Origin of the sequence: Pseudomonas sp. P116 (assembly GCF_020149425.1) — a bacterium.
Taxonomy (GTDB): domain Bacteria; phylum Pseudomonadota; class Gammaproteobacteria; order Pseudomonadales; family Pseudomonadaceae; genus Aquipseudomonas; species Aquipseudomonas anatoliensis.
On sequence record NZ_JACVHB010000003.1, the window covers coordinates 320,322 to 344,679 of the forward strand.

General features: G+C 59.6%; 23 protein-coding genes. 6 read left to right on the top strand and 17 right to left on the bottom strand.

All coding sequences use genetic code 11. The features are described from left to right. The first annotated feature begins 56 nt into the window (after positions 1-56). Complete coding sequence (locus ICA15_RS11880) at positions 57-791, top strand: DUF2059 domain-containing protein (protein ID WP_150616791.1); 735 nt, start codon at positions 57-59, stop codon at positions 789-791. A 91-nt stretch (positions 792-882) separates the two neighbouring features. On the opposite strand, the gene ICA15_RS11885 is transcribed toward ICA15_RS11880, so the two are convergent. Next, on the bottom strand, positions 883-1,830 hold the full coding sequence (locus ICA15_RS11885; RefSeq protein ID WP_150616792.1) for an alpha/beta hydrolase: 948 nt from the start codon (positions 1,828-1,830) through the stop codon (positions 883-885). A 99-nt stretch (positions 1,831-1,929) separates the two neighbouring features. On the opposite strand from ICA15_RS11885, the gene ICA15_RS11890 reads away from it, so the two are divergent. Continuing rightward, the gene (locus ICA15_RS11890) at positions 1,930-2,508 is read left to right on the top strand and encodes a DUF6436 domain-containing protein (RefSeq protein ID WP_210553429.1); all 579 of its coding nucleotides are present in this window, start codon (positions 1,930-1,932) and stop codon (positions 2,506-2,508) included. 102 nt (positions 2,509-2,610) lie between these two features. Then, positions 2,611-5,022 (top strand): penicillin acylase family protein, encoded by a 2,412-nt coding sequence (locus tag ICA15_RS11895; protein WP_210553428.1) that lies wholly within the window; start codon positions 2,611-2,613, stop codon positions 5,020-5,022. A gap of 139 nt (positions 5,023-5,161) precedes the next feature. Here the strand turns inward: ICA15_RS11895 and ICA15_RS11900 are convergent, their stop codons facing one another. Next, positions 5,162-6,127 (bottom strand): GlxA family transcriptional regulator, encoded by a 966-nt coding sequence (locus ICA15_RS11900; RefSeq protein WP_210553427.1) that lies wholly within the window; start codon positions 6,125-6,127, stop codon positions 5,162-5,164. Between the two features lie 169 nt (positions 6,128-6,296). On the opposite strand from ICA15_RS11900, the gene ICA15_RS11905 reads away from it, so the two are divergent. Then, complete coding sequence (locus tag ICA15_RS11905) at positions 6,297-6,938, top strand: HD domain-containing protein (protein ID WP_210553426.1); 642 nt, start codon at positions 6,297-6,299, stop codon at positions 6,936-6,938. Between the two features lie 186 nt (positions 6,939-7,124). Here the strand turns inward: ICA15_RS11905 and ICA15_RS11910 are convergent, their stop codons facing one another. From ICA15_RS11910 to ICA15_RS11945, 8 genes are all read right to left on the bottom strand, one after another. Continuing rightward, positions 7,125-8,015, bottom strand: coding sequence for an ABC transporter permease subunit (locus ICA15_RS11910; protein WP_210553425.1), 891 nt, complete (start codon positions 8,013-8,015; stop codon positions 7,125-7,127). Next, entirely contained in the window at positions 8,012-8,893 is an 882-nt protein-coding gene (locus tag ICA15_RS11915) for an ABC transporter permease subunit (protein ID WP_338049930.1), read from the bottom strand. Before ICA15_RS11915 ends, ICA15_RS11910 begins: the two co-directional genes overlap by 4 nt. 35 nt (positions 8,894-8,928) lie before the next feature. Beyond that, entirely contained in the window at positions 8,929-10,071 is a 1,143-nt protein-coding gene (locus tag ICA15_RS11920; protein WP_150602042.1) for an ABC transporter ATP-binding protein, read from the bottom strand. Between the two features lie 66 nt (positions 10,072-10,137). Beyond that, positions 10,138-11,235 (bottom strand): polyamine ABC transporter substrate-binding protein, encoded by a 1,098-nt coding sequence (locus ICA15_RS11925; RefSeq protein WP_150602043.1) that lies wholly within the window; start codon positions 11,233-11,235, stop codon positions 10,138-10,140. Between the two features lie 188 nt (positions 11,236-11,423). Next, entirely contained in the window at positions 11,424-12,536 is a 1,113-nt protein-coding gene (locus ICA15_RS11930; RefSeq protein ID WP_210553424.1) for a polyamine ABC transporter substrate-binding protein, read from the bottom strand. Between the two features lie 171 nt (positions 12,537-12,707). Beyond that, entirely contained in the window at positions 12,708-14,072 is a 1,365-nt protein-coding gene (locus ICA15_RS11935; RefSeq protein WP_210553423.1) for an aspartate aminotransferase family protein, read from the bottom strand. Positions 14,073-14,128: 56 nt separating this feature from the next. Next, complete coding sequence (locus ICA15_RS11940; protein ID WP_129395970.1) at positions 14,129-15,487, bottom strand: glutamine synthetase family protein; 1,359 nt, start codon at positions 15,485-15,487, stop codon at positions 14,129-14,131. Positions 15,488-15,582: 95 nt separating this feature from the next. Next, positions 15,583-15,942, bottom strand: coding sequence for a glutamine amidotransferase (locus ICA15_RS11945; protein WP_210553422.1), 360 nt, complete (start codon positions 15,940-15,942; stop codon positions 15,583-15,585). A 278-nt stretch (positions 15,943-16,220) separates the two neighbouring features. Between ICA15_RS11945 and ICA15_RS11950 the strand changes: the two genes are divergently transcribed. Together ICA15_RS11950 and ICA15_RS11955 are read left to right on the top strand one after the other, a co-directional pair. Then, positions 16,221-17,597, top strand: coding sequence for a glutamine synthetase family protein (locus tag ICA15_RS11950; RefSeq protein ID WP_150604743.1), 1,377 nt, complete (start codon positions 16,221-16,223; stop codon positions 17,595-17,597). 257 nt (positions 17,598-17,854) lie between these two features. Continuing rightward, complete coding sequence (locus ICA15_RS11955) at positions 17,855-18,481, top strand: TetR/AcrR family transcriptional regulator (RefSeq protein WP_210553421.1); 627 nt, start codon at positions 17,855-17,857, stop codon at positions 18,479-18,481. A 139-nt stretch (positions 18,482-18,620) separates the two neighbouring features. On the opposite strand, the gene ICA15_RS11960 is transcribed toward ICA15_RS11955, so the two are convergent. The 7 genes from ICA15_RS11960 to ICA15_RS11990 form a co-directional block, all read right to left on the bottom strand. Continuing rightward, complete coding sequence (locus ICA15_RS11960) at positions 18,621-18,836, bottom strand: molybdopterin-binding protein (protein WP_003229256.1); 216 nt, start codon at positions 18,834-18,836, stop codon at positions 18,621-18,623. A 27-nt stretch (positions 18,837-18,863) separates the two neighbouring features. Next, complete coding sequence (gene ssuB / locus ICA15_RS11965) at positions 18,864-19,670, bottom strand: aliphatic sulfonates ABC transporter ATP-binding protein (RefSeq protein WP_150604745.1); 807 nt, start codon at positions 19,668-19,670, stop codon at positions 18,864-18,866. Then, positions 19,667-20,449 carry an aliphatic sulfonate ABC transporter permease SsuC gene (ssuC, locus tag ICA15_RS11970; RefSeq protein WP_210553420.1) on the bottom strand — a complete coding sequence of 261 codons (783 nt, stop codon included), beginning with the start codon at positions 20,447-20,449 and terminating at the stop codon, positions 19,667-19,669. Before ssuC ends, ssuB begins: the two co-directional genes overlap by 4 nt. Positions 20,450-20,457: 8 nt before the next feature. Continuing rightward, positions 20,458-21,606: an FMNH2-dependent alkanesulfonate monooxygenase gene (gene ssuD, locus ICA15_RS11975; protein ID WP_042561643.1), complete on the bottom strand. Its 1,149-nt coding sequence runs from the start codon at positions 21,604-21,606 to the stop codon at positions 20,458-20,460. Between the two features lie 25 nt (positions 21,607-21,631). Continuing rightward, entirely contained in the window at positions 21,632-22,597 is a 966-nt protein-coding gene (locus tag ICA15_RS11980; RefSeq protein WP_210553419.1) for a sulfonate ABC transporter substrate-binding protein, read from the bottom strand. A gap of 90 nt (positions 22,598-22,687) precedes the next feature. Continuing rightward, entirely contained in the window at positions 22,688-23,281 is a 594-nt protein-coding gene (gene ssuE / locus ICA15_RS11985; RefSeq protein WP_042561645.1) for an NADPH-dependent FMN reductase, read from the bottom strand. 284 nt (positions 23,282-23,565) lie between these two features. Then, the gene (locus ICA15_RS11990) at positions 23,566-24,204 is read right to left on the bottom strand and encodes a peroxiredoxin (RefSeq protein WP_150604748.1); all 639 of its coding nucleotides are present in this window, start codon (positions 24,202-24,204) and stop codon (positions 23,566-23,568) included. Positions 24,205-24,358: the final 154 nt, after the last annotated feature.

Here is a 24,358-nt window from a genome sequence, read left to right on the forward strand (position 1 = left end):
TTCTCGACAAGTCACGGCACCGCACGGAGAATAGTCCGCTGCTGACAGGAGTCCCTATGCGCCGTTTGCTTTTTTCACTGTTGATGTTCTGTGTTTTGCCCGCTTGGGCGGACGGCCACGATCAGCTGTACAAGGTCGCCGGCTGGCCAGAACAACGTGCGCATTTCAATGACGCCCTGAGTGCCGCGCAGCAGCGCTATCAAAACAGCCTGCCGCCCGCCGTGTTTCAAGCGCTGGTGAACAACAGCAACCAGCGCTTCGCGCCGCAGGCCATGGATCAACGCGCTGAGGCGCAGCTACGGCAGAACCTCGCCGACCCGAAACCTGCGCTGTCTTTTTTCCAGTCGCCACTGGGCAAGAAAATCGTTGCCGCTGAATTGCTCGCGACCCGCCGCGATCAACTGGCCAAGAACGCCAAGGGCCTGCCGAAAATGCCGGCCAGCGACAGCCGCCTGCTGATCATCGGCCATCTCGCCCAGGCGCTGCCTGCTAGGGAGGCTGGCGCCGAGGTCAGCCTGGCGATTGCCGGCGTCGCGGCGGACAGTTTGAGTTCGATGATTCCGGGACTGCTCGGCGGCGGTCAGGCGCAAGGCATGTTGAACGGTCAACGTCAGCGCTTGATGGATCAGATCGGCGCGGACATGAACAACACGCTGCTCTACGTGTATCGCGATCTGTCGGATAACGAGCTGGAAGAGTTTGCGACGTTTGCCGAGTCGACCGAGGGCAAGGCGTATTACCAGGCCGCGCTGGCGGCGATTCGGGCTGGGTTGGCGGTGGGCCAACCTTAAAAGATCGCTGCCTTCGGCAGCTCCTACATTGAAACGCGTCCCCCTGTAGGAGCTGCCGAAGGCTGCGATCTTTTGATCTTGCCTTAACGCTTCAGAGATTCCGCCCTCTGATCCGCTTGCTCAGAAACTCGAAATACTCCTCACGCATATCAGCCGTCTCATTCGCCAGATGATGCCGTGCCTCGGGCAGCAGCAAGATCTGCGGTCGATCGAACTTCAACTTCAACACCTGCAGATTGTGCTGCCAGTCCACGGTCATGTCCGCCTGCCCCTGAATGATCAGCGGCCGTCGCGGACTTTTTTTGGCGAACTCCACCCGGTTGATCCAGCGTGACAAGGCCCCGACCCATGCCGTCGGCAAGCGCTTGGGTTGTAACGGATCGGCCAGCAGAAACGGCAGGAAATCCGGATCGTTGGAGTTCTCGCTGAAGCGCCGCGCGATGCCCCGTACGAAAGGTCGCAGCAGGTAATAACTCAGCTGCGACCAGCCCCACGCCCGCGGTCGTACCAGTGGCGACAGCAAAATCACCTGACCCTGCGCCGGACTGCTCTCGCCATGGTTGAGCACATGGTCGACCACAATCGCGCCGCCGGTACTTTGCCCACACAAGTGCCACGGCTGCGGCAGCGCAATCGAATTGGCTTCGACGAACAAGGCTTGCAGCGCGTCCTGATATTCGGAGAAGTCACGGATGCTCGCCCGCGCGCCGCTCGACAGGCCATGCCCCGGCAAGTCGCAGGCAATCACTGCGAAATCCTGATCCAGCGCCCACTCGATCAAATGCCGATAGAGCCCGGTGTGGTCATAGAAACCGTGCAGCAGAAACAGCGTGCCCTTGACCTTCTCCGGCCACCAGCAATGGCTGACCAGTTCGTAGCCATCGACGTCAAAACGGCCCATGCCGCGCCAGACATCACGCTCGGGAAAATCGGTTTTATAGAAGCGCTGATAGGCCTTCGCCTCCTCCGACAACGGCTGCCACTCGGCCAAAGGCTTGAGGCTGGCGCGTAATTGATCGGGGTCGAAAGTAGCGGACATGAGGCAAATTCCAGAGCGGTGAACAGACTTTATCGGCTTGCGATATTCATCTGTCGCGGCAAGCATGGCAAGCTAGCCGCCCCTCAAGGATCGAAATACATGCGTTCGTCCTACCGCACCGCACTGTTTGCCAGCCTTCTCGCGCTTGTGTGTGCCGGGGTTTTGTGGACGGCGTACGACTGGTTTCAGGGCCGATATTTGCGCGCGTTCAGCGAGCACACCGCAGTGTTTTCAGGCGACCCGCTGCGCCTGCCGGACGATCTCGCCGGACCTGGCAAGATTCGCCTGGTGCATTTCTGGGACCCGGCCTGCCCCTGCAACGTCGGCAATCAGCAGCACCTGACCGAGATGGTCGAGCATTTCAGTGCCAGAGGCGTCGAGTTTTTCGCGGTGCAGCGACCCGGCAGCCGCGGCCAGTTACCCACCACCTTAAGCAGCTTGAAAACCATCGCGGTATTGCCCGGCGCCGAACAGATTCCCGCCAGCCCCGCCGTGGCGATCTGGGACCGCAGCGGCAAACTCGCGTACTTCGGCCCTTACAGCGAAGGCCTGACCTGCAACTCCAGCAACAGTTTTATCGAACCAATCCTGAACGCGTTGACGGATGATCGTCCGGTGAATGCCACGCACACTCTGGCGGTGGGCTGCTATTGCCCGTGGCCGGTGCAGGCGCAATAAGGCATTCCGGACTTTTCAAGGACAGCGATGCACGGCACAGAAGGTCTGTGCTAATTGTTTGCAGCCCGACGGGCGGCAATCCCGCATGCACAAGGAGTCACCATGAAGCGCGTGTTCACCGTTCTTGCCTTGCTCATCGTTGTCCTGCTCGCTGGCGCTGGCGGGTACATCTACAGCAAACAGCCGACACGCCAGGGCCAGATTGAACTGCGCAACCTGCAAGGCTCGGTGACCGTGCGCTATGACGAGCGCGGCGTGCCGCACATCCGCGCCGAGAACGAAACCGACCTCTACCGTGCCCTCGGTTATGTGCATGCCCAGGATCGCCTGTTCCAGATGGAAGCCATGCGCCGTCTCGCCCGGGGCGAGCTGGCCGAAGTGCTCGGGCCGAAACTGCTCGACACCGACAAACTGTTTCGCAGCCTGCGCATCCGCGAGCGTGCCGCCAGTTACGTCGCCAGCCTCGACAAGCAGTCGCCGGCATGGAAGGGCCTGCAAGCCTATCTGGACGGCATCAACCAATATCAGGACACCCACGCCGCGCCGATCGAGTTCGACGTGCTGGGTATCCCCAAACGGCCATTCACCGCTGAAGACAGCATCAGCGTCGCCGGTTACATGGCCTACAGCTTTGCCGCCGCGTTTCGCACAGAACCGTTGCTGACGTATGTGCGCGATCAACTCGGCGCTGATTACCTCAACGTCTTCGACCTCGACTGGCAGCCGAAAGGTGTGCTGGCCAAAGATCACGCCAACCCGAAACCGGCCCTCGCCGCCAATGACTGGAAAGACCTCAACGCCCTCGCCCGCCTCAGTGAACAGGCGCTGATCGACAACGGTCTGCCGCAATTCGAAGGCAGCAACGCCTGGGTCATCTCGGGCAGTCGCAGCCAGAGCGGCAAACCGCTGCTGGCCGGTGATCCGCATATTCGCTTTTCGGTGCCGTCGGTGTGGTACGAAGCGCAGCTGTCAGCGCCGGGCTTTGAGCTCTACGGCCATCATCAGGCGCTGGTGCCTTTCGCGTTCCTGGGGCACAACCTGGATTTCGGCTGGAGCCTGACCATGTTCCAGAATGACGATCTGGACCTGATCGCCGAGAAGGTCAATCCGGACAACCCGAATCAGGTCTGGTATCGCGGTCAGTGGACCGACATGGTCAGCACTGAACAACAGATCGCCGTGAAGGGTCAGGCGCCGGTGACGATTACCTTGCGTCAGTCGCCCCACGGTCCGATCGTCAACGATGCGCTGGGCGCCGCCGCCGGCAAGACGCCGATCGCCATGTGGTGGGCGTTCCTCGAAACACCGAACCCGATCCTCGAGGGTTTTTATCAGCTCAACCGCGCCGACACCCTGGCCAAGGCCCGCGCCGCTGCGGCCAAAGTACAGGCGCCGGGGCTCAACCTTGTTTACGCCAACGCCAAGGGCGATATCGCCTGGTGGGCTTCGGCGTTGTTGCCCAAGCGCCCCGCCGGGGTCAAGCCGGGCTTCATTCTCGATGGCAGCACTGATCAAGCGAACAAGGACGGTTTCTTCCCATTCAGCGCCAACCCGCAGGAAGAAAATCCGGCACGCGGCTACATCGTCTCGGCCAACTTCCAGCCCGTATCGCCGACCGGCATGGAGATTCCCGGTTACTACAACCTCGCCGACCGTGGCCAGCAGCTCAATCGGCAGCTCAGCGACAAGAATGTGAAGTGGACCAATGAGGCTAACCAAAAACTGCAACTGGGCACCGCCACCGGTTATGGCCCGCGTTTGCTGGCGCCTCTGCTGCCCGTGCTGCGCGAGGTGGTGAGCGATCCGGCGCAGTTGAAACTGGTCTCGCAACTGACGCAGTGGCCAGGCGACTATCCGCTGGATTCGGTGAGTGCGACGGTGTTCAACCAGTTCCTCTACGACCTCGCCGATGCGGCGATGCGCGATGAGTTGGGCAATGACTTTTTCGACACGCTGTTGTCGACGCGGGTGATTGATTCGGCATTGCCACGTTTGGCGGCGAATGCTGATTCAGTCTGGTGGGATAACCGCAACACGCCCACCAAAGAGACTCGCGCCGATACCGTGCGCGCGGCATGGCAGGCGAGCATGAAGCACCTGAAGCTGACCCTCGGTGACGATGCGTCCGGGTGGCAATGGGGCTCGGCGCACACGCTGACCCACGGACATCCGCTGGGGCAGCAGAAGCCGCTGGATCGAATCTTCAACGTCGGGCCGTTCGCCGCACCGGGCAGTCATGAAGTGCCGAACAACCTCTCGGCGAAGATCGGCCCGGCGCCGTGGCCGGTGACCTACGGACCTTCGACGCGGCGCCTGGTTGACTTCGCTGATCCGGCGCATAGCTTGACGATCAATCCGGTCGGGCAGAGCGGTGTGCCGTTTGATCGTCACTATGACGATCAGGCTGAAGCGTATGTCGACGGGATTTACGTGCAGGCGCATTTCAGCGAGGAAGAGGTGACGGCGAATACGCGGAGTACGTTGAAGCTGCTGCCGGCGCGAGCTGCGCAGTAGTTCTAGGTTAGATGGAATGACCCCATCGCTGGCAAGCCAGCTCCCACAGGTTTTTCGGGCGTTCACAAATCCGTGATCGACTCAAAATCCTGTGGGAGCTGGCTTGCCGGCGATGGGGCCTTGAAGAGCACTACTGACCTCAGATGATGACCGCAAAATTCAGCCGAAACTGCTGCGGCGTCACGCCCAGCCTGCGATTGAACACACTGCGCATATGCTGCGCATCGCGAAATCCGCACTGATATGCCACGGTCTTCAACGGCGCCTTGGTGCTTTCGAGCATCACTCGCGCCGCATCCACCCGCGCCCGCTCGACGAACTCGGCCGGGGTGATCCTCGCTTCACGGGCAAACACCCGGGAAAAATTGCGTGCACTCATGTTCGCCGCATTGGCCAGATCGGCAATGGTCAGATCCCCGGTCAGGTTGGCCAGCACATAAAGCTGCACCATCGCCACGGCCGATGTCGGCTCCGCGTGTGGCGTCAGGAATGGGCTGAACTGTGACTGCCCACCGGAACGCTGAGTGAACACCACCAGCCGCTTGGCCACGCTCAGCGCCACTTCCGCTCCGTGATCACGCGCCAGCAGGTACAACGACAGATCAATCCCCGCCGTCACCCCCGCCGAGGTGTAGAGCGCGCCGTCCTCGACATACAAGCGATCCGCTTCGACCTGCGTCGACAGGCACAACTGCGCCAATGCCTGCGCGTCGTTCCAGTGCGTGGTGACCGTGCGTCCTTCCAGCAAACCTGCGCGGGCGAGCATGAACGCGCCGTTGCAGATCGAACCGAAACGCCGTGATCGCGCGCAGGTATCACGTAGCCAGGCATCGAAGGTCTTGCCGAAATCCATGAACGGCAATTGCGGCCCGCCAGCGACCAGCAGCAGATCACAGGCGTCGGGTGCTTCGCTGAAGTGTCGATGAGCATTCAGGATCAGGCCGTTGGAACACGCCATTGGCCCGTGCTCGACACCGATCACTTCCAACCGATAGTGATCCTCGGCCGCCAGGAACCGGTTGGCCTCGGCGAATACATCCAACGGGCCGGTGACATCCAGCGATTGCACGCCGGGGAACACGACGATGGCGACGGTTCTGTTCATCTCTCTTGAGGCCTCCTGAGAATCTGCCAACCATCCAATCAGCTCAGTTGGCACGATTTGCAGGTCGATTGGCAAGGATCGCAGCCATGCGTCGATTGTTCGCTTGCAGCCCCGGGAACAGACTTTCCCCATCAACGCCACGACGGCGTTTACGACGAGGAAAGCGCTCATGAGCACGACCATTGCCGGCATCAAAATCCCTGACAGCGCCCTCGCCCGCGCCACCACCGAGTACATCCGCGACATCGAATCCGACCTGCTCTATCACCACTCACGCCGGGTGTTTCTGTTTGGTGCGCTCAGCGGTGAGCGCCAACAGTTGGCCTACGATCCGGAGCTGTTGTACGTCGGCGCGATGTTTCATGACGCAGGCCTGGTCGAAGGCTATCGCAGTGACGATGAACGCTTCGAGGTGGACGGTGCCAACGCGGCAGCGGCTTTTCTCAAGCCCTATGGATTGAGCGATGACGACATCGAGCAGGTGTGGTTATCAATTGCCCTGCACACCACGCCGGGCGTACCCAAGCATCTGCGACCAACCGTGGCGTTGGTGACGGCGGGTGTGGAAATGGATGTGCTGGGTATGGATTACGCGGCGTTCAGCACCGTGCAACGTGAGGCAGTGGTGCATGCGCATCCACGCGGGGAAGGTTTCAAGGAGTGCATCATCTGCGCGTTTGCCGACGGCTTGCGGCATCGTCCGCAGACCACGTTCGGCAACGTGAAGACCGACGTGCTGAAGGATCAGGAGCCGGGGTTCAAACCGATGAACTTTGTCGAGGTCATCCGCAATTCTCCCTGGACTGCATGAACCACAGTGTGAAAGTGAACTCTGTGGCGAGGGGATTTATCCCCGTTGGGTCGCGAAGCGCCCCCTCTTTTGATCCAAAAAGAAGGGGGCTGCTGCGCAGCCCAACGGGGATAAATCCCCTCGCCACAAAGGCTCGCTCTCACGGGTATTTGGGTTGATCACAAAGTTGTGATCAACCCAACCGGCTTACACCGCTCCCGGCGCAGGCGCGCGGCGCACGTCTGGCTGTTTCCACGAATCGGCAGCGCTTTCTTCGATGGCTTGCTGGATGGCTTTCTTGCGGGCTTCTTCGGCGCGGCGGCTGAAGAACCAAACCATGAAGGTGACGATCGACACCGCCAGCAGAATCAGGCTGGCCACGGCGTTGATCTCAGGCTTCACGCCCAGACGCACCGCCGAAAACACTTCCATCGGCAACGTCGTCGAACCCGGGCCCGACACGAAGCTTGCCAGCACCAGGTCGTCCAGCGACAGCGCGAACGACATCATGCCGCCCGCCGCCAACGATGGCGCGATCATCGGGATGGTGATCAGGAAGAACACCTTCCACGGCCGCGCACCCAGGTCCATCGCCGCTTCTTCAATCGACAGGTCCAGCTCACGCAGGCGCGCCGATACCACCACCGCCACATACGCCGCACAGAACGTCGTGTGCGCGATCCAGATGGTGACGATGCCGCGCTCCTGCGGCCAGCCGATCATCTGCGCCATGGCCACGAACAGCAGCAACAGCGACAGACCGGTGATCACCTCGGGCATGACCAACGGCGCCGTCACCAGGCCGCCGAACAACGTACGGCCCTTGAAGTGGGTGATACGCGTCAGCACGAATGCGGCCAAAGTACCCAGCGCTACCGCAGCCACCGCCGTGTAGCAGGCGATTTCCAGCGAGCGCAGCACCGAGCCCATCAGTTGCGAGTTGTCGAGCAGGCCGACGTACCACTTGATCGACCAGCCGCCCCACACCGTTACCAGTTTCGAGGCGTTGAACGAGTAGATCACCAGGATCAGCATCGGCAGGTAGATGAACAACAAGCCCACGACCAGCATCAGGCTGGAGAAACGGATGCGCTTCATTCTTTACCCTCCATTTCCTTGGCCTGACTGCGGTTGAACAGGATGATCGGCACAATCAGGATCGCCAGCATCACCACCGCCAGCGCGGACGCCACCGGCCAGTCACGGTTGTTGAAGAACTCTTGCCAGAGCACTTTACCGATCATCAGGGTTTCCGGACCGCCAAGCAGTTCCGGGATGACGAACTCGCCCACGACCGGAATGAACACCAGCATGCAGCCGGCAATGATCCCGTTCTTGGACAGCGGAATAGTGATCTTCCAGAAGCTGTTGAAGGTGCTCGAACCCAGGTCAGAAGCCGCTTCCAGCAGACTGTTGTCGTGCTTCACCAGGTTGGCGTACAGCGGCAGGATCATGAACGGCAGGTACGAGTAGACGATGCCGATATACACCGCGAGGTTGGTGTTGAGGATCTGCAGCGGCTCGTCGATAAAGCCCATGCTCATCAGGAATCCGTTGAGCAGGCCGTTGTTGCTGAGGATGCCCATCCACGCGTAAACGCGGATCAGGATCGCCGTCCACGTCGGCATCATGATCAGCAGCACCAGCACCGTTTGCATTTCTTTGCGGGCCGTGGCGATGGCGTAGGCCATCGGGTAACCGATCGCCAGGCACAGAACGGTGCTGATCAGCGCCATCTTCAGCGAGCCGAGATACGCGGCGATGTACAACTCGTCGCCCGCCAGCATCGCGTAGTTGCCCAGGTTCAGCAGCAGTTGCAGCTTCTGCTCGGCAAACGTGTAGATCTCGGTGTACGGCGGAATGGCCACGTCGGCTTCGGCGAAGCTGATCTTCAGAACAATGAAGAACGGCAACATGAAGAACAGGAACAGCCAGATGAACGGAACCCCGATGACCAGTTGGCGGCCATTGGGAATTATTCGGTTAATGCGCCGTTTGAATTTGCGCATGTTCATGAGCGAAGTACCACACCGCTGTCATCTTCCCAGTACACGAAAACCTGATCGCCCCAGGTCGGACGGGCGCCACGGCGTTCGGCGTTGGCAACGAATGACTGCACCAGTTTGCCGCTCGGCAGTTCGACGTAGAACACCGAGTGCCCGCCGAGGTAGGCGATGTCATGCACCTTGCCGCTCGACCAGTTGTATTCGCAGGTTGGTTGTTCGGCGGTGACCAGCAGTTTCTCCGGACGAATCGCGTAGGTGACCGACTTGTCCTGCACCGAGGTGCTGATACCGTGGCCGACATAGATCTGCCGGTCGAGGTCCTTGCAGGTGATGGTCGCGTGACCTTCGGCGTCGTCGATCACTTCGCCTTCGAAGATGTTGACGTTGCCGATGAATTCACAGACCAGACGGCTGGTCGGGGTTTCGTAGATGTCGATCGGGCTGCCGATCTGGGCGATCCAGCCCAGGTGCATGATCGCGATACGCTCGGCCATGGTCATGGCCTCTTCCTGGTCATGGGTCACCATCACGCAGGTCACGCCGACGCGCTCGATGATTTCCACCAGTTCGAGCTGCATCTGCGAACGCAGTTTTTTATCCAGTGCACCCATTGGTTCGTCGAGCAGCAACAGCTTCGGCCGCTTGGCCAGCGAACGCGCCAAGGCCACACGCTGACGCTGACCGCCAGACAGTTGATGCGGCTTGCGCTTGGCGTACTGGCTCATCTGCACCAGTTTGAGCATCTCGGCCACGCGGGCTTCGACTTCGGCCTTGGGAATCTTGTCCTGCTGCAAACCGAACGCGATGTTCTGCGCTACGGTCATGTGCGGAAACAAGGCGTAGGACTGGAACATCATGTTGATCGGACGTTCGTACGGCGGCATGTCGGTGATGTCGACGCCGTCGAGAAAAATGCGCCCCTCCGTGGGCCGTTCAAACCCTGCCAGCATCCTCAGCAGAGTGGATTTGCCCGATCCCGAACCGCCGAGCAGGGCAAAGATCTCGCCCTTTTTGATTTCCAGGGACACGTCGTCCACGGCAATCGTCTCGTCGAACTTCTTCGTGACCCGGTCGATTTTGACCAACACCTGCTTCGGTGTCTGGTCGCCCTCGAGGGCTTTCTTATAGGCGCCGGAGGCAACTGCCATTTACGAAACTCCCAGAAAAAAACAGTGCAGTTCGCCCCGCAAGGCGAACCCAGGATAGTGTGTGCCTTACATCCCCGACTTGACCTTGGTCCAGCTGCGGGTCATCAGGCGCTGAATGTTCGGTGGCAACTCGGTCGACACGTAGGCCTTGTCGATCACGGCCTGCGGCGGATAAACCGACTCATCGGTACGGATGGATTGATCCATCAGCTTGTCCGAGCCCGGGTTGGGGTTGGCGTAACCGACGGAATCACTGACCTGGGCGATCACCTCAGGTTTCAACAGATAGTTGATGAACGCGTGGGCTTGCTTCACGTTCGACGAATCCTTGGGAATCGCCAACATGTCGAACCACAACGCGCCACCCTCTTTCGGCACCGTGTAGGCGATGTTCACGCCCTTCTTGGCTTCTGCTGCGCGGTTCTTCGCCTGGAAGATATCGCCGGAGAAACCGATGGCCACGCAGATGTCGCCGTTGGCCAGGTCGCCGATGTATTTCGAAGAATGGAAGTAGGTTACGTAGGGGCGCACGGCGAGCAATTTGTCGGTGGCTTTCTCGTAGTCCTTGGGATTGGTGCTGTTGGCATTCAGGCCCATATAGTTGAGCACGGTCGGCATCATTTCATCGGCCGAATCGAGGAACGCCACGCCGCAGCTTTGCAGCTTCTTGATGTTTTCCGGCTCGAACAGCACGCCCCAGGAATCGATCTTGTCGACGCCGAGCACAGCCTTCACTTTATCGACGTTGTAGCCGATGCCGTTGGTGCCCCACAGGTACGGCACGGCGTACAGGTTGCCCGGATCGTTCTGCTCCAGACGCTTGAGCAGCGCCGGGTCGAGATTCGAGTAATTCGACAGCTGCGCCCGGTCGAGTTTCTGGAACGCCCCCGCCTTGATCTGCTTGCCGAGGAAGTGGTTCGACGGCACGACCACGTCGTAGCCGGTACGCCCGGCGAGCAACTTGCCTTCCAGGGTTTCGTTGGAGTCGAACACGTCGTAGACCGGTTTGATCCCGGTCTCTTTCTGGAAGTCGGCCAAGGTCGATTCGCCGATGTAATCCGACCAGTTATAAATATGCACCGTGCCGGCGGCTTGGGCACCGACGGCGATCGTCAGGCCGGCAGCGGCCAGCAGGGCATTGCGCAAACAAGAAAAAATAGGCACGTGAAGGTCCTCTAAAATTAGTTGGGCCCAAGTTGCCCAGCGCTGCATGGCAGCCATGGCTGCCCGGCAACAAAACCGGCGCGCAACTTACCCTCGAAAAACCGTTCCAGCAAAACTTTCTGTCATTTAATTATTCCGCTGGCCGCCGTCGCGCAGACGACGGCCAGCGGTTGCGGCTTCAAACCGGTTTATTTACCGGATTTGATTTTGGTCCAGCTGCGGGTGATCAGACGCAGTGTGGCGGCATCCAGATCACTGATCGCGTAGAGCTGCTTCTTCACTTCAGCCGAAGGATAGATGCTCGCATCGCTGGTGATGTCTTTGTCCACCAGCGGCGTGGCCGCCTTGTTGCCGTTCGGGAAACGCACGGCGTTGGTGATCTCTGCCATCACTTCCGGCTGCAGCAGGTAGTTCATGAACTTGTAGGCAGCTTCGACGTTGGTGGCATCCTTTGGCATGGCAACCATGTCGTAGAACGTACCGGCGCCTTCTTTCGGAATGGTGTAGGCCAGCTTGACCTTGTCACCGGCTTCCTTGGCGCGCGACTTCGACTGCTCCAGGTCACCCGAGTAACCCACGGCCACGCAAATGTTGCCGTTGGCCAGGTCGGAGATGTACTTGGAGGAATGGAAGTAGGCGACCGAAGGCCGGATCTTGAGGAATAGATCTTCGGCGGCTTTCAGGTCAGCCTTGTCTTTGCTGTTGGTCGGCTTGCCCAGATAGTGCAGCGCCGCCGGAATCATTTCGGTCGGTGCGTCGAGGAAGCTTACGCCGCAGCTTTTCAGCTTCTCCATGTTCTCAGGCTTGAACACGACGTCCCAGGAGTCGATCTTGTCGATGCCCAGTGCAGCCTTGACCTTCTCCGGGTTGTAGCCGATGCCGATCGAGCCCCACATGTACGGGAATGCGTGTTTGTTGCCCTGGTCGCTGGCATCGCCAACGGCTTTGAGCAGGTCTTCGTCGAGGTTCTTCCAGTTCGGCAGCTTGGACTTGTCCAGCTCCTGATACACGCCGGCCTTGATCTGCTTGGCGAGGAAGTTGTTGGAAGGCACCACGATGTCGTAACCGGATTTACCGGCCAGCAGTTTGGCTTCCAGGGTTTCGTTGCTGTCGAACACGTCGTAGACGACTTTGATGCCAGACTCTTTTTCAAACTTGGCCACGGTGTCCGGTGCGATGTAGTCGGACCAGTTGTAGACGTGCAACACCTTGTCGTCCGCCTGCACCGCACCCGCCATCATGCCCGCGATGGACAGAGCGAGAAGTGTCTTGCCAGCAAGCTTTTTGCCTAATGCCTTCATGCGTAATGCTCCAAATTTTTCTTTTTTGAACCACTTTGTTCAGCGGCCGAACCCGGACAACTGGAACCGCGGCTAGTCTGGCAAGATCCGAGGCGGTCTTTCAAGGAAAGACCAGCCTTTCTGACAGCTTTGCGCGAGAGCGCCGGGGCTTTCCCGCACAAAGCCTAGCACTTAGCCCTGCAACGCACTGAGGGTCAGGTCCAGACACTTGCGTGCCTTTGTAACCAGCTCGTCGATCTCCGCTTTGCTGATTACCAGCGGCGGCGCGATGATCATGGTGTCGCCCACGGCGCGCATGATCAGCCCGTTGTCGAAGCAGAACTGGCGACAGATCATGCCTGCGCCCTTGCCCTCGTAACGTTTGCGAGTGCCCTTGTCCTGCACCAGCTCGATCGCCCCCAGCAGACCGACCCCGCGAACTTCACCCACCAACGGGTGATCGTTCAGTTCCCGCAGACGTTTCTGCAAATACGGTGCCGTTTCGTTGTGCACGTTCTCGATAATCTTTTCGTCGCGCAGGATGCGGATGTTTTCCAGGCCCACGGCCGCCGCCACCGGGTGACCGGAGTAGGTGAAACCGTGGTTGAAATCGCCGCCTTCGTTGAGCACCGCGACGACTTCGTCGCGCACGATCAGGCCACCCATCGGGATGTAGCCGGAGGTGAGGCCCTTGGCGATGGTCATCATGTCGGGCTTGAGGTCGTAGAAATCGCTACCGAACCACTCACCGGTACGGCCGAAACCACAGATCACCTCATCCGCGACGAACAGGATGTCGTACTTGGCGAGGATTTCCTTGATGCGCGGCCAGTAGCTGTCGGGCGGAATGATCACGCCGCCGGCGCCCTGGATCGGCTCGGCAATAAAGGCACCGACGTTGTCGACGCCGACTTCGAGAATTTTCTCTTCCAGCTGATTGGCCGCCCAGAGACCGAATTCTTCCGGGGACATGTCGCCGCCTTCAGCGAACCAGTACGGCTGGCCGATGTGGACGATGCCCGGGATCGGCAAGTCGCCCTGCTCATGCATATAGGTCATGCCGCCCAGGCTCGCGCCGGCCACAGTGGAGCCGTGATAACCGTTCTTGCGGCTGATGATGACTTTCTTGTTCGGCTGGCCCTTGATCGCCCAGTAGTGGCGAACCATGCGCAACATGGTGTCGTTGCCTTCAGAGCCGGAACCGGTGAAGAACACGTGGTTCATGCCTGCTGGCGCGATGTCGGAGATGGCCTTGGCCAGTTCCAGTGCCGGCGGGTGAGCAGTCTGGAAAAACAGGTTGTAGTACGGCAGTTCGCGCATCTGTTTGCTGGCGGCATCGGCCAGTTCATCGCGACCGTAACCGATGGCCACGCACCACAGACCGGCCATGCCGTCGAGGATCTTGTTGCCTTCGCTGTCCCACAGGTACACGCCCTTGGCGTTGGTGATGATCCGCGGGCCCTTCTCTTTCAGCTGCTTGAAATCGCTGAACGGGGCCAGGTGGTGATCGCTGCTCAGCGCTTGCCACTCACGGGTTTGCGGGTTGTTGCTGGTCATGCCAATTCTCCTTGTTATCGGTGAAGGCGCGGCGGCTGACCACCGCGCCCGGCGTATCAGACGGCGAAGAGCAGGTATTCACGCTCCCACGAACTGATCACGCGCTTGAAGTTTTCATGCTCGGCCCGCTTGACCGCGACGTAGCCTGTGATGAAAGTTTTGCCCAGATATTTCTCGACGGTCGAGCTGTTTTCCATGCGCTCCAGCGCATCCTCGATGGTCAGCGGCAGGCGCAGGTTGCGGCGTTCATAGCCACGACCCACCACCGGCGCGCTCGGGTTGAGGCCCTCGACCATGCCGATGTAACCGCAGAGCAGGCTCGCGGCAATCGCCAGGTACGGGTTGGCGTCGGCGCCCGGCAGACGGTTTTCCACGCGGCGGTTCTGCGGGCCGGCATCCGGTACGCGCAGGCCCACGGTGCGGTTTTCTTCGCCCCACTCGACGTTCACCGGCGCCGAGGTGTCCGGCAGGAAGCGGCGGAACGAGTTGACGTTCGGGGCGAACAGCGGCAGCAATTCCGGGATCAGCTTCTGCAGGCCACCGATGTGGTGCAGGAACAGCTGGCTCATGGTCCCGTCTTCATTAGAGAAGACGTTTTTGCCGGTCTCGATGTCGATGATGCTCTGGTGCAAGTGCATGGCGCTGCCCGGCTCACCGGTCATCGGCTTGGCCATGAACGTGGCGGCCACGTCGTGCTTGAGCGCGGCTTCGCGCATGGTGCGTTTGAACACCAGGATCTGGTCGGCCAGCGACAGCGCGTCACCGTGACGGAAGTTGATTTCCATCTGCGCGGTGCCGTCTTCGTGGATCAGCGTGTCGAGATCCAGCTCCTGCAACTCGCACCAGTCGTAGACGTCTTCGAACAGCGGGTCGAATTCGTTAGCCGCTTCAATAGAGAACGACTGACGACCGATTTCCGGACGCCCGGAGCGGCCGATCGGCGGCTGCAACGGGTAGTCTGGGTCGTCGCTGCGCTTGGTCAGGTAAAACTCCATCTCTGGCGCCACGATCGGCTGCCAGCCCTTGTCGGCGTAGAGTTTGAGTACCTTCTTGAGAACGTTGCGCGGCGACAGCTCGATCGGGTTGCCTTGCTTGTCGTAGGTGTCGTGGATCACCTGAGCGGTTGGCTCGATGGCCCACGGCACCAGGTACACGGCGTTCTGGTCGGGGCGGCAGATCATGTCGATGTCAGCCGGATCGAGCAGTTCGTAATAGATGTCGTCTTCGACGTAATCGCCAGTCACGGTCTGTAACAGAACGCTTTCGGGCAGGCGCATGCCTTTTTCGGCGATGAACTTGTTGGTCGGCGAAATCTTGCCCCGGGTGATACCGGTCAAGTCGGCGATCATGCATTCGACTTCTGTGATCTTGTGGTCTTTCAACCAATCGGTGAGCTGGTCGAGGTTGTTACTCATAAATGCCTCTGGGCTGAGTCTCCTGACATGACGTCAGGCAAAGTTTGACGCTTGCGCGTCGCGTTAAAGGGGGTTTGCTTGCGCGCAGTGCCGGCTTACGCCCGGCACCGCGCATAGACAATGAAAGAGGAGCTTACCTGCCCTTTACGCTGGCGTTGCATTTCCTGTGCACAACCGGCACGTGCAGAATCATGAGCACGGCTTGAAAAGCGGCACAGGCTTTGTGAAAGAAAGAGATCTATATTGGAAGGAGACGCCATAAAGAGGATGGCTTCCCGTGCGTCCAGAATATCGGACGTTGCCGTTTCGGCGACTGCTGTGGACGAGAACATCGTCGGCAGCCTGCGAGCCTTGTTGGCTGCGCTATGCACGGACGATTCGCCACTGATGTGATAAGCATGCAGACCGGACTGTTGCGAGCAGTCGGTGACGCCGATTATCGAAAGGCGAGACATGAAGCACCCCGGTATTATTGCTGTTATGGGTTTGATCGGAGCTTAGCCTTGTTCATTTTTTTACACAACACCCCCGTAAAAAATACAACACGGCCTGCTCAAGCCTGCGGATGCCAAGCGTCACAAGGGCTAAAAACCGCCCGAAAATGCCCCATAAACGCCCTTGCAGCGCTTTTTTAGGGCAAAAAAGGCCTCGCTTGACTTCGGCAGGCCGTTCGGGTTGACTGAAACCAGAAAAGATCAATGATTGATATTTTTAACAACAAAGGTGTTGCATCATGTCGGTACCCCCGCGTGCCGTTCAGCTCAACGAAGCGAACGCGTTCCTTAAGGAACATCCTGAGGTTCTGTACGTTGACCTTCTGATTGCGGATATGAATGGTGTGGTGCGCGGCAAGCGCATTGAACGCACCAGCCTCCACAAGGTTTACGAGAAAGGCATCAACCTGCCGGCCTCTCTATTTGCTCTGGATATCAATGGTTCGACGGTGGAAAGCACCGGTCTGGGCCTGGACATCGGCGACGCCGATCGTATCTGCTATCCAATCCCCGATACCCTGTGCAACGAGCCATGGCAGAAGCGCCCTACCGCGCAACTGTTGATGACCATGCACGAACTCGAAGGCCAGCCGTTCTTCGCTGACCCGCGTGAAGTACTGGCTAATGTCGTGCGCAAGTTCGATGAAATGGGCCTGACCATCTGCGCCGCGTTCGAGCTCGAGTTCTACCTGATCGACCAGGAGAACGTGAACGGTCGTCCGCAACCACCACGCTCACCGGTTTCCGGCAAACGTCCGCACTCGACTCAGGTTTACCTGATCGACGACCTGGACGAATACGTCGATTGCCTCCAGGACATTCTGGAAGGCGCCAAAGAGCAAGGCATTCCAGCCGACGCCATCGTCAAGGAAAGTGCCCCGGCGCAGTTTGAAGTGAACCTGCACCACGTCGCCGACCCGATCAAGGCATGCGACTACGCGGTACTGCTCAAGCGGCTGATCAAGAACATCGCCTACGACCATGAAATGGACACCACCTTCATGGCCAAGCCTTACCCTGGCCAGGCGGGCAATGGTCTGCACGTGCACATTTCGATTCTGGATAAAGAAGGCAAAAACATTTTTGCCAGCGAGGATCCCGAGCAGAACGCCGCGCTGCGTCACGCGATCGGCGGTGTGCTCGAGACCCTGCCCGCGCAGATGGCTTTCCTCTGCCCTAACGTCAACTCGTACCGTCGTTTCGGCGCACAGTTCTACGTGCCGAACTCGCCGTGCTGGGGCCTGGACAATCGCACCGTGGCGATTCGCGTACCAACCGGCTCGGCCGATGCCGTGCGGATCGAACACCGCGTTGCCGGTGCCGATGCCAACCCGTACCTGCTGATGGCTTCGGTGCTGGCCGGCGTGCATCACGGCCTGACCAACAAGATCGAGCCGGGCGCGCCCGTCGAAGGCAACAGCTACGAGCAGAACGAACAAAGCCTGCCGAACAACTTGCGCGATGCCCTGCGTGAGCTGGACGACAGCGAGGTGATGGCCAAGTACATCGATCCGAAATACATCGATATCTTTGTCGCCTGTAAAGAGAGCGAGCTGGAGGAGTTCGAACACTCCATCTCCGACCTCGAGTACAACTGGTATCTGCATACCGTTTAAGCGGATTGCAGCTACAAAGAAACGCCGTTGGCTATCACAGCCTGCGGCGTTTTTTTATGGCCTCTGTGGCGAGGGGATTTATCCCCGATCGGCTGCACAGCAGCCGTAAACCCTGAGAACCAGTTATTCCTGATACACCAAGCTGAATGGCTTTGGGGCCGCTTCGCAGCCCATCGGGGATAAATCCCCTCGCCACAGGTCGGCAGACAACACACAAACCGGCTCGTACAATGCCCGCTGCCCCGCAGGAGACTTTCATGACGCGTCCCGCCCCCGTCCGTAAACCCCGTGCCCGCAGTCAGGCGCGGATCGACTCGATACTCGACGCCGCGCGCACGTTGCTGGCCGCCGAGGGTGTGGCCAGCCTGTCGATCTACAGCGTGGCCGAGCGCGCGCAGATTCCGCCCTCTTCGGTTTACCACTTCTTCGCCAGCGTCCCGGCGCTGCTTGAAGCCCTGACGGCGGATGTGCACGCGGCATTCCGCGCCTGCCTGCAAGCGCCGATCGATCACGATGCCCTGCGCGACTGGCGCGACCTGTCGCGGCTGGTCGAACAGCGGATGCTGGAGATTTACGACGAAGACGCCGCCGCCCGCCAGTTGATTCTCGCCCAGCATGGCCTGACCGAAGTCACCCAGGCTGACCGTCAACACGACATCGAACTGGGCGACCTGATGCACAAGCTGTTCGACCATCACTTCGAACTGCCGAGGCTGCCGACCGACGTTGATGTCTTTGCCCTGGCGATGGAATTGGGCGACCGGGTTTATGCGCGCTCGGTGCAGCTACATGGGCAAATCACGCCACGCATGGCCGAGGAAGGGATGCGCGTGTTTGATGCTTATATCGGGTTGTATTTACCGCCCTATCTGCCTAAACGCTAAAAGATCGCAGCCTTCGGCAGCTCCTACATCTGGAATGCGTTCACCTGTAGGAGCTGCCGAAGGCTGCGATCTTTTGATCTTCAAACAAATGAAAACCCCGAAGGGCTCACACCCTCCGGGGTTGTTTTTTATCACCGGCTTACAACTTGGCGATCGATACCTCGGTGGATTTCACAAAGGCGATCACTTCGCTGCCGACCACCAGTTCCAGCTCTTTTACCGAGCGCGTGGTGATGACCGAAGTGACGATGCCGGAAGCGGTCTGCACGTCGATTTCCGACAGCACGTCGCCCAGGACGATTTCCTTGATCGAGCCTTTGAACTGGTTGCGTACGTTGATGGCTTTGATAGTCATGGCAATGATTCCTGTCGTTTGCTTGAGTTATTGCGCCCAACGCAACTGCGTAGGCAAGGGTGAAACGGGTTCCGGCGCCGGCGGCTCGCCGGGCAGGGACAACACTCGGTTGAGCACTTCGGTTTCCAGCGCCGCCAGCCGATGCGAACCGCGTACCCGTGGGCGTGGCAGTTCGATGTGCAGGTCGAGGCCAACCTCGCCGTCCTCGATCAGAATCACCCGGTCGGCAATCGCCACCGCTTCGCTGACGTCGTGGGTGACCAGCAACACCGTGAAACCGTGCTGCTGCCAAAGGCGTTCGATCAGTTGCTGCATCTCGATGCGCGTCAGCGCATCCAGCGCGCCGAGCGGTTCGTCGAGCAACAGCAGACGCGGCTTGTGGATCAAGGCCCGAGCCAGAGCGACCCGCTGCTTCTGCCCACCAGACAAGGCTGCTGGCCATTCATTGGCGCGATCCGCCAGGCCGACCGCTTCCAGTGCAGCCAACGCTTGTGGGCGCCAGTTGCCTGTGAGCCCGAGGCCGACGTTGTCGATGATCTTTTTCCACGGCAACAGCCGTGCTTCCTGGAACATTAATCGGGTGTCTTCCCGCGCATCGCTGAGCGGCGCAGCACCTGCGAGCAAGTCACCGCCAGTTGGCTGATCGAGGCCGGCAAGCAAGCGCAGCAAGGTACTTTTGCCGCAACCGCTACGCCCGACCACAGCAACAAACTGCCCTGCCGGGATGTGCAGATCGATATCGCGCAGCACCTGCCGGGTACCGAAGGTTTTTTGCAGATTGCGCACTGCCAGCGGAATTCCGCGCAGCAGGCGTGGAGGTTGTTGAGCGGTCATGCGGCACCTCCTTTGGCAACCTGATAGGCCGGATGCCAGCGCAGCCACACACGTTCAAGTGCACGCGCCGCGAGGTCGGCGAGTTTGCCGAGTACCGCGTAAAGCAGAATCGCCAGCACCACCACATCAGTCTGCAAAAACTCCCGGGCATTCATCGCCAGATAGCCGATGCCGGAGCTGGCAGAAATGGTTTCGGCGACGATCAGCGTCAGCCACATAAAGCCTAGGGCGAAGCGCACACCGACCAGAATCGAAGGCAACGCACCCGGCAGAATCACCTGCCAGAACAGGCTGAAGCCGCTCAACCCATAACTGCGCGCCATCTCGACCAGCGCCGGGTCGACGTTGCGGATGCCGTGATAGGTGTTGAGGTAGATCGGGAACAACGTGCCCAACGCCACCAGAAAAATCTTCGCCGACTCGTCGATACCAAACCACAGAATCACCAGCGGAATCAGCGCCAGATGCGGCACGTTGCGGATCATCTGCACCGAACTGTCGAGCAAGCGTTCGCCCCACTTCGACAGACCGGTGATGAAGCCCAACACCAGACCGATGCTGCCGCCGATGGTGAAGCCCAGCGCGGCGCGCCAGCCGCTGATTGCCAGGTGCGTCCAGATTTCGCCGCTGCGCACGAGACTCACACCGGCCTCGATCACGGCCACCGGTGCCGGCAGAATCCGTGTCGACAACCAGCCCGCCGACACCGACAACTGCCACACCGCCAGCAGCAACACCGGCAACGCCCAGGGCGCGAGGCTGTGGATGACTTTCTTCATGGCGCGCCTCAGCTCTGCGACGCGGCTTTGGGAAGAATGTCGTTGGCGACCATCTCGCCGAACGGACTGACATAACCGGCGCTTTTCGGCAGTTCCGGGCGCTCGATGTCGAGGTGCGGGAACAGCAATTCGGCGACGCGGTACGACTCTTCGAGGTGTGGATAACCGGAGAAGATGAAAGTGTCGATGCCCAGATCCGCGTATTCCTTCACGCGAGCAGCCACGGTCGGACCGTCACCAACCAACGCCGTCCCCGCACCACCGCGCACCAGCCCGACGCCGGCCCACAGGTTAGGGCTGACTTCGAGGTTGTCGCGACTGCCGCCGTGCAATGCGGCCATGCGTTGCTGGCCGACCGAATCAAAGCGCGCCAGGGAAGCCTGGGCACGAGCAATGGTGTCGTCGTCCAGATGCGAGATCAGCCGATCCGCCGCTTGCCAGGCTTCAGCATTGGTTTCGCGAACGATCACATGCAGACGAATGCCGAAGCGCACGGTGCGTCCGAGCTTGGCGGCTTTGGCACGTACCTGTTCGATTTTCTCCGCCACTGCTGCGGGCGGCTCGCCCCAGGTCAGAACCATTTCGACCTGTTCGGCCGCCAGATCCTGCGCCGCTTCCGAGGAACCACCAAAGTACAGCGGCGGACGCGGCTGCTGGATCGGCGGATAGAGCAACTTGGCGCCCTTCACGCTGATGTGCTGACCATCGTAATCAACGGTTTCGCCTTCCAGCACACGGCGCCAGATGCGGGTGAATTCCACCGAGGCTTGATAGCGCTCCTCGTGACTGAGGAACAGACCGTCACCGGCCAATTCTTCCGGATCACCACCGGTCACCAGATTGAACAACGCCCGCCCGCCAGACAGACGATCCAGCGTCGCGGCCTGACGCGCAGCCACCGTCGGGGAAATGATCCCGGGGCGCAGGGCGACCAGAAACTTCAGTCGCTGGGTCACCGGGATCAGCGACGCCGCCACCAGCCAGGAGTCTTCGCAAGAGCGACCGGTAGGGATCAGCACACCGCCGAAGCCCAGACGATCCGCCGCTTGCGCGACTTGTTGCAGATAGCCGTGGTCGACCGCGCGGGCGCCTTCGGAGGTGCCAAGGTAATGGCCGTCGCCGTGGGTAGGCAGGAACCAGAAAATATTGAGGCTCATGGAGTGGTCTCCTTGGGGATTCGAATTACTGCGCGTTGGCCACAGCGGCCGGTGGGGTCCAGATCACATCCTTGATGCTCAACGGCTTGGGAATCAGCTTGAGCTGGAAGAACGTGTCAGCGATTTTCTGTTGCGCGGCGACCACTTCCGGGGTCAGGAACAGCGCACCGTAGCCCTGGCGTTTGACCGAGGTCAGGGTGATGTCCGCCGGCAGACCGAGCAGTGGCGCGACCTGTTGGGTCACGTCTTCAGGATTGGCCTGCGACCACTCCCCAACCGCGCGCACTTCTTCGACGAGGGCTTTGATCACCTCGGGATTTTTCTGTGCGTAAGGTTTGGTTGCGAGATAGAACTGGTGGTTGTCGACGATGCCTTTGCCGTCACGCAGGGTGTGCGCTTGCAGCTGTTTCTCGGCGGCCGCCTGGTACGGATCCCAGATGACCCAGGCATCAACGCTGCCACGCTCGAAAGCGGCGCGGGCATCGGCCGGCGGCAGGAATACGGTTTGGATATCGGTGTATTTGAGTCCGGCGTCTTCCAGTGCGCGCACCAGCAGGTAGTGGACGTTGGAGCCTTTGTTCAGCGCGACTTTCTTGCCTTTGAGATCGGCCACCGATTTGATCGGCGAGTCTTTCGGCACGAGGATCGCTTCGCTGTTCGGCGCTGGCGGCTCGTAGGCGACATAGAGCAGATCGGCACCCGCCGCCTGGGCGAATACCGGTGGCGTTTCACCCGTCACGCCGAAGTCGATCGAACCGACGTTCAAGCCTTCGAGCAGTTGCGGGCCACCGGAAAATTCCGTCCATTGCACGTCGACGCCTTGGGCGGCCAGACGTTTTTCAAGAGCACCCTTGGCTTTGAGCAGCACCAGCGTGCCGTACTTTTGATAACCGATTCGCAACGTCTCGGCTTGAGCGTGAGTGATGGCGCCGAAGGACACAGCCGCAGCAAACAGAGCGACCAGACCACGACGCAAAAATACAGTGCGCATAGCGCTCTCCTTTTTGCTGTTGGGTTTTGGCTGCACCTGCTTGCCCGTTAGCGGGCGAGTAAGGCCAGTTACATCAAGTTTCGGTGTGGCTCAAATGCTCCAGCGAGCACTCAACAAGCGTTCGTTCAACAGGCCCGGCTCCAGCGGTTTCGGCCGGCGGGCCATGGCACTGACAAATTGATCCAGCGCTTCATGCAGTCGCTGTTCCAGCGCCGGAGCCAACTGCGCCTGGGCACTGCCTTCGCCATAAGCGATCTGGCTGTCCTCGGCAAAAATCCCCTGGAGCATTTCCTGGGCTTTCAATGCCGACAGCACTGGCTTGAGGGCGTAGTCGACCACCAACATGTGGGCGATGCTGCCGCCGGTGGCCATCGGCAAAACAATCTTGTGATTCAAGGCACGTTCGGGCAGCAGATCGAGCACAGTCTTCAGGGCGCCAGAAAACGAGGCCTTGTACACCGGGGTAGCGATCAGCAGGCCGTCGGCGTTTTCAATCTGTTGCAAAAGGTCGAGCACCTTCGGGCTATCAAAACGAGCGTGGAGCAAATCTTCGGCCGGGAAATCCCGTACCTGATAACTCACCACTTCCACCCCTTGCTGCTGCAACCAGCGCTGCGAGCGATCCAGTAGAACTCCAGACCGGGAGCGCAGGCTGGGACTGCCACCGAGTGAGACGACCAGCATTGAGACGATTCCTTAAGCGTTACAGGCGATTCGCAGGTTGCGATCTCGCTTCAATGTGAGTGACCTTACCAGCTGATTTATATATCCATAAATCATATTTATTCATTTGGTTATGCATTTTGGAGATATACGCTTCAGCCTTCTCCAGACGAAAAAAAAGGCCGTCGAAACGGCCTGAATCCCCTGCTATGTGGATGCCTCAAAAAGATCGCAGCCTTCGGCAGCTCCTGCATTGGAATGCGTTTCTTCCTGTAGGAGCTGCCGCAGGCTGCGATCTTTTGATCTTAACGATTGGGCTGCGGCGTCAGGCGCAGATAAGGTTTCACCGCGCGATAACCTTTCGGGAAGCGCTGTTTGATCTCTTCTTCATCCTTGAGCGACGGCACGATCACCACTTCATCACCGTCCTGCCAGTTGGCCGGGGTGGCCACTTTGTAGTTGTCGGTGAGTTGCAGCGAATCGATCACCCGCAGAATTTCGTGGAAATTGCGCCCGGTGCTCGCCGGATAAGTGATGGTCAGGCGAATCTTCTTGTTCGGATCGATCACGAACAGCGAACGCACGGTCAGGGTGTCATTGGCATTCGGGTGGATCAGGTCATACAGATCCGAAACTTTGCGATCTGCATCGGCCAGGATCGGAAAGTTGACGACAGTATTCTGGGTTTCGTTGATGTCTTCGATCCACTTGTGGTGCGAGTCCACCGGGTCTACCGACAGCGCGATGGCTTTGACGCCGCGCTGGCTGAATTCATCCTTGAGCTTGGCGGTGAAGCCCAGCTCGGTGGTGCACACCGGGGTGAAGTCCGCCGGATGGGAAAACAGCACGCCCCAGCTATCGCCTAGCCATTCGTGAAAACGAATCTTGCCGGCGCTGGAGTCTTGCTCGAAATCGGGGGCGATGTCGCCGAGTCTGAGGCTCATGGTGCTGCTCCTGATGAGTGGGTGGAGACCTCAACTGTAGCTCGGGTTTTATGCTTCTGAAAAAGAATATATAACTAGATATGTATGCCTTTCAGGAATATTAAACTTCTGTTCACTGGACGCCCGGCCGCATCGCGACGAACATCGTTCGCAA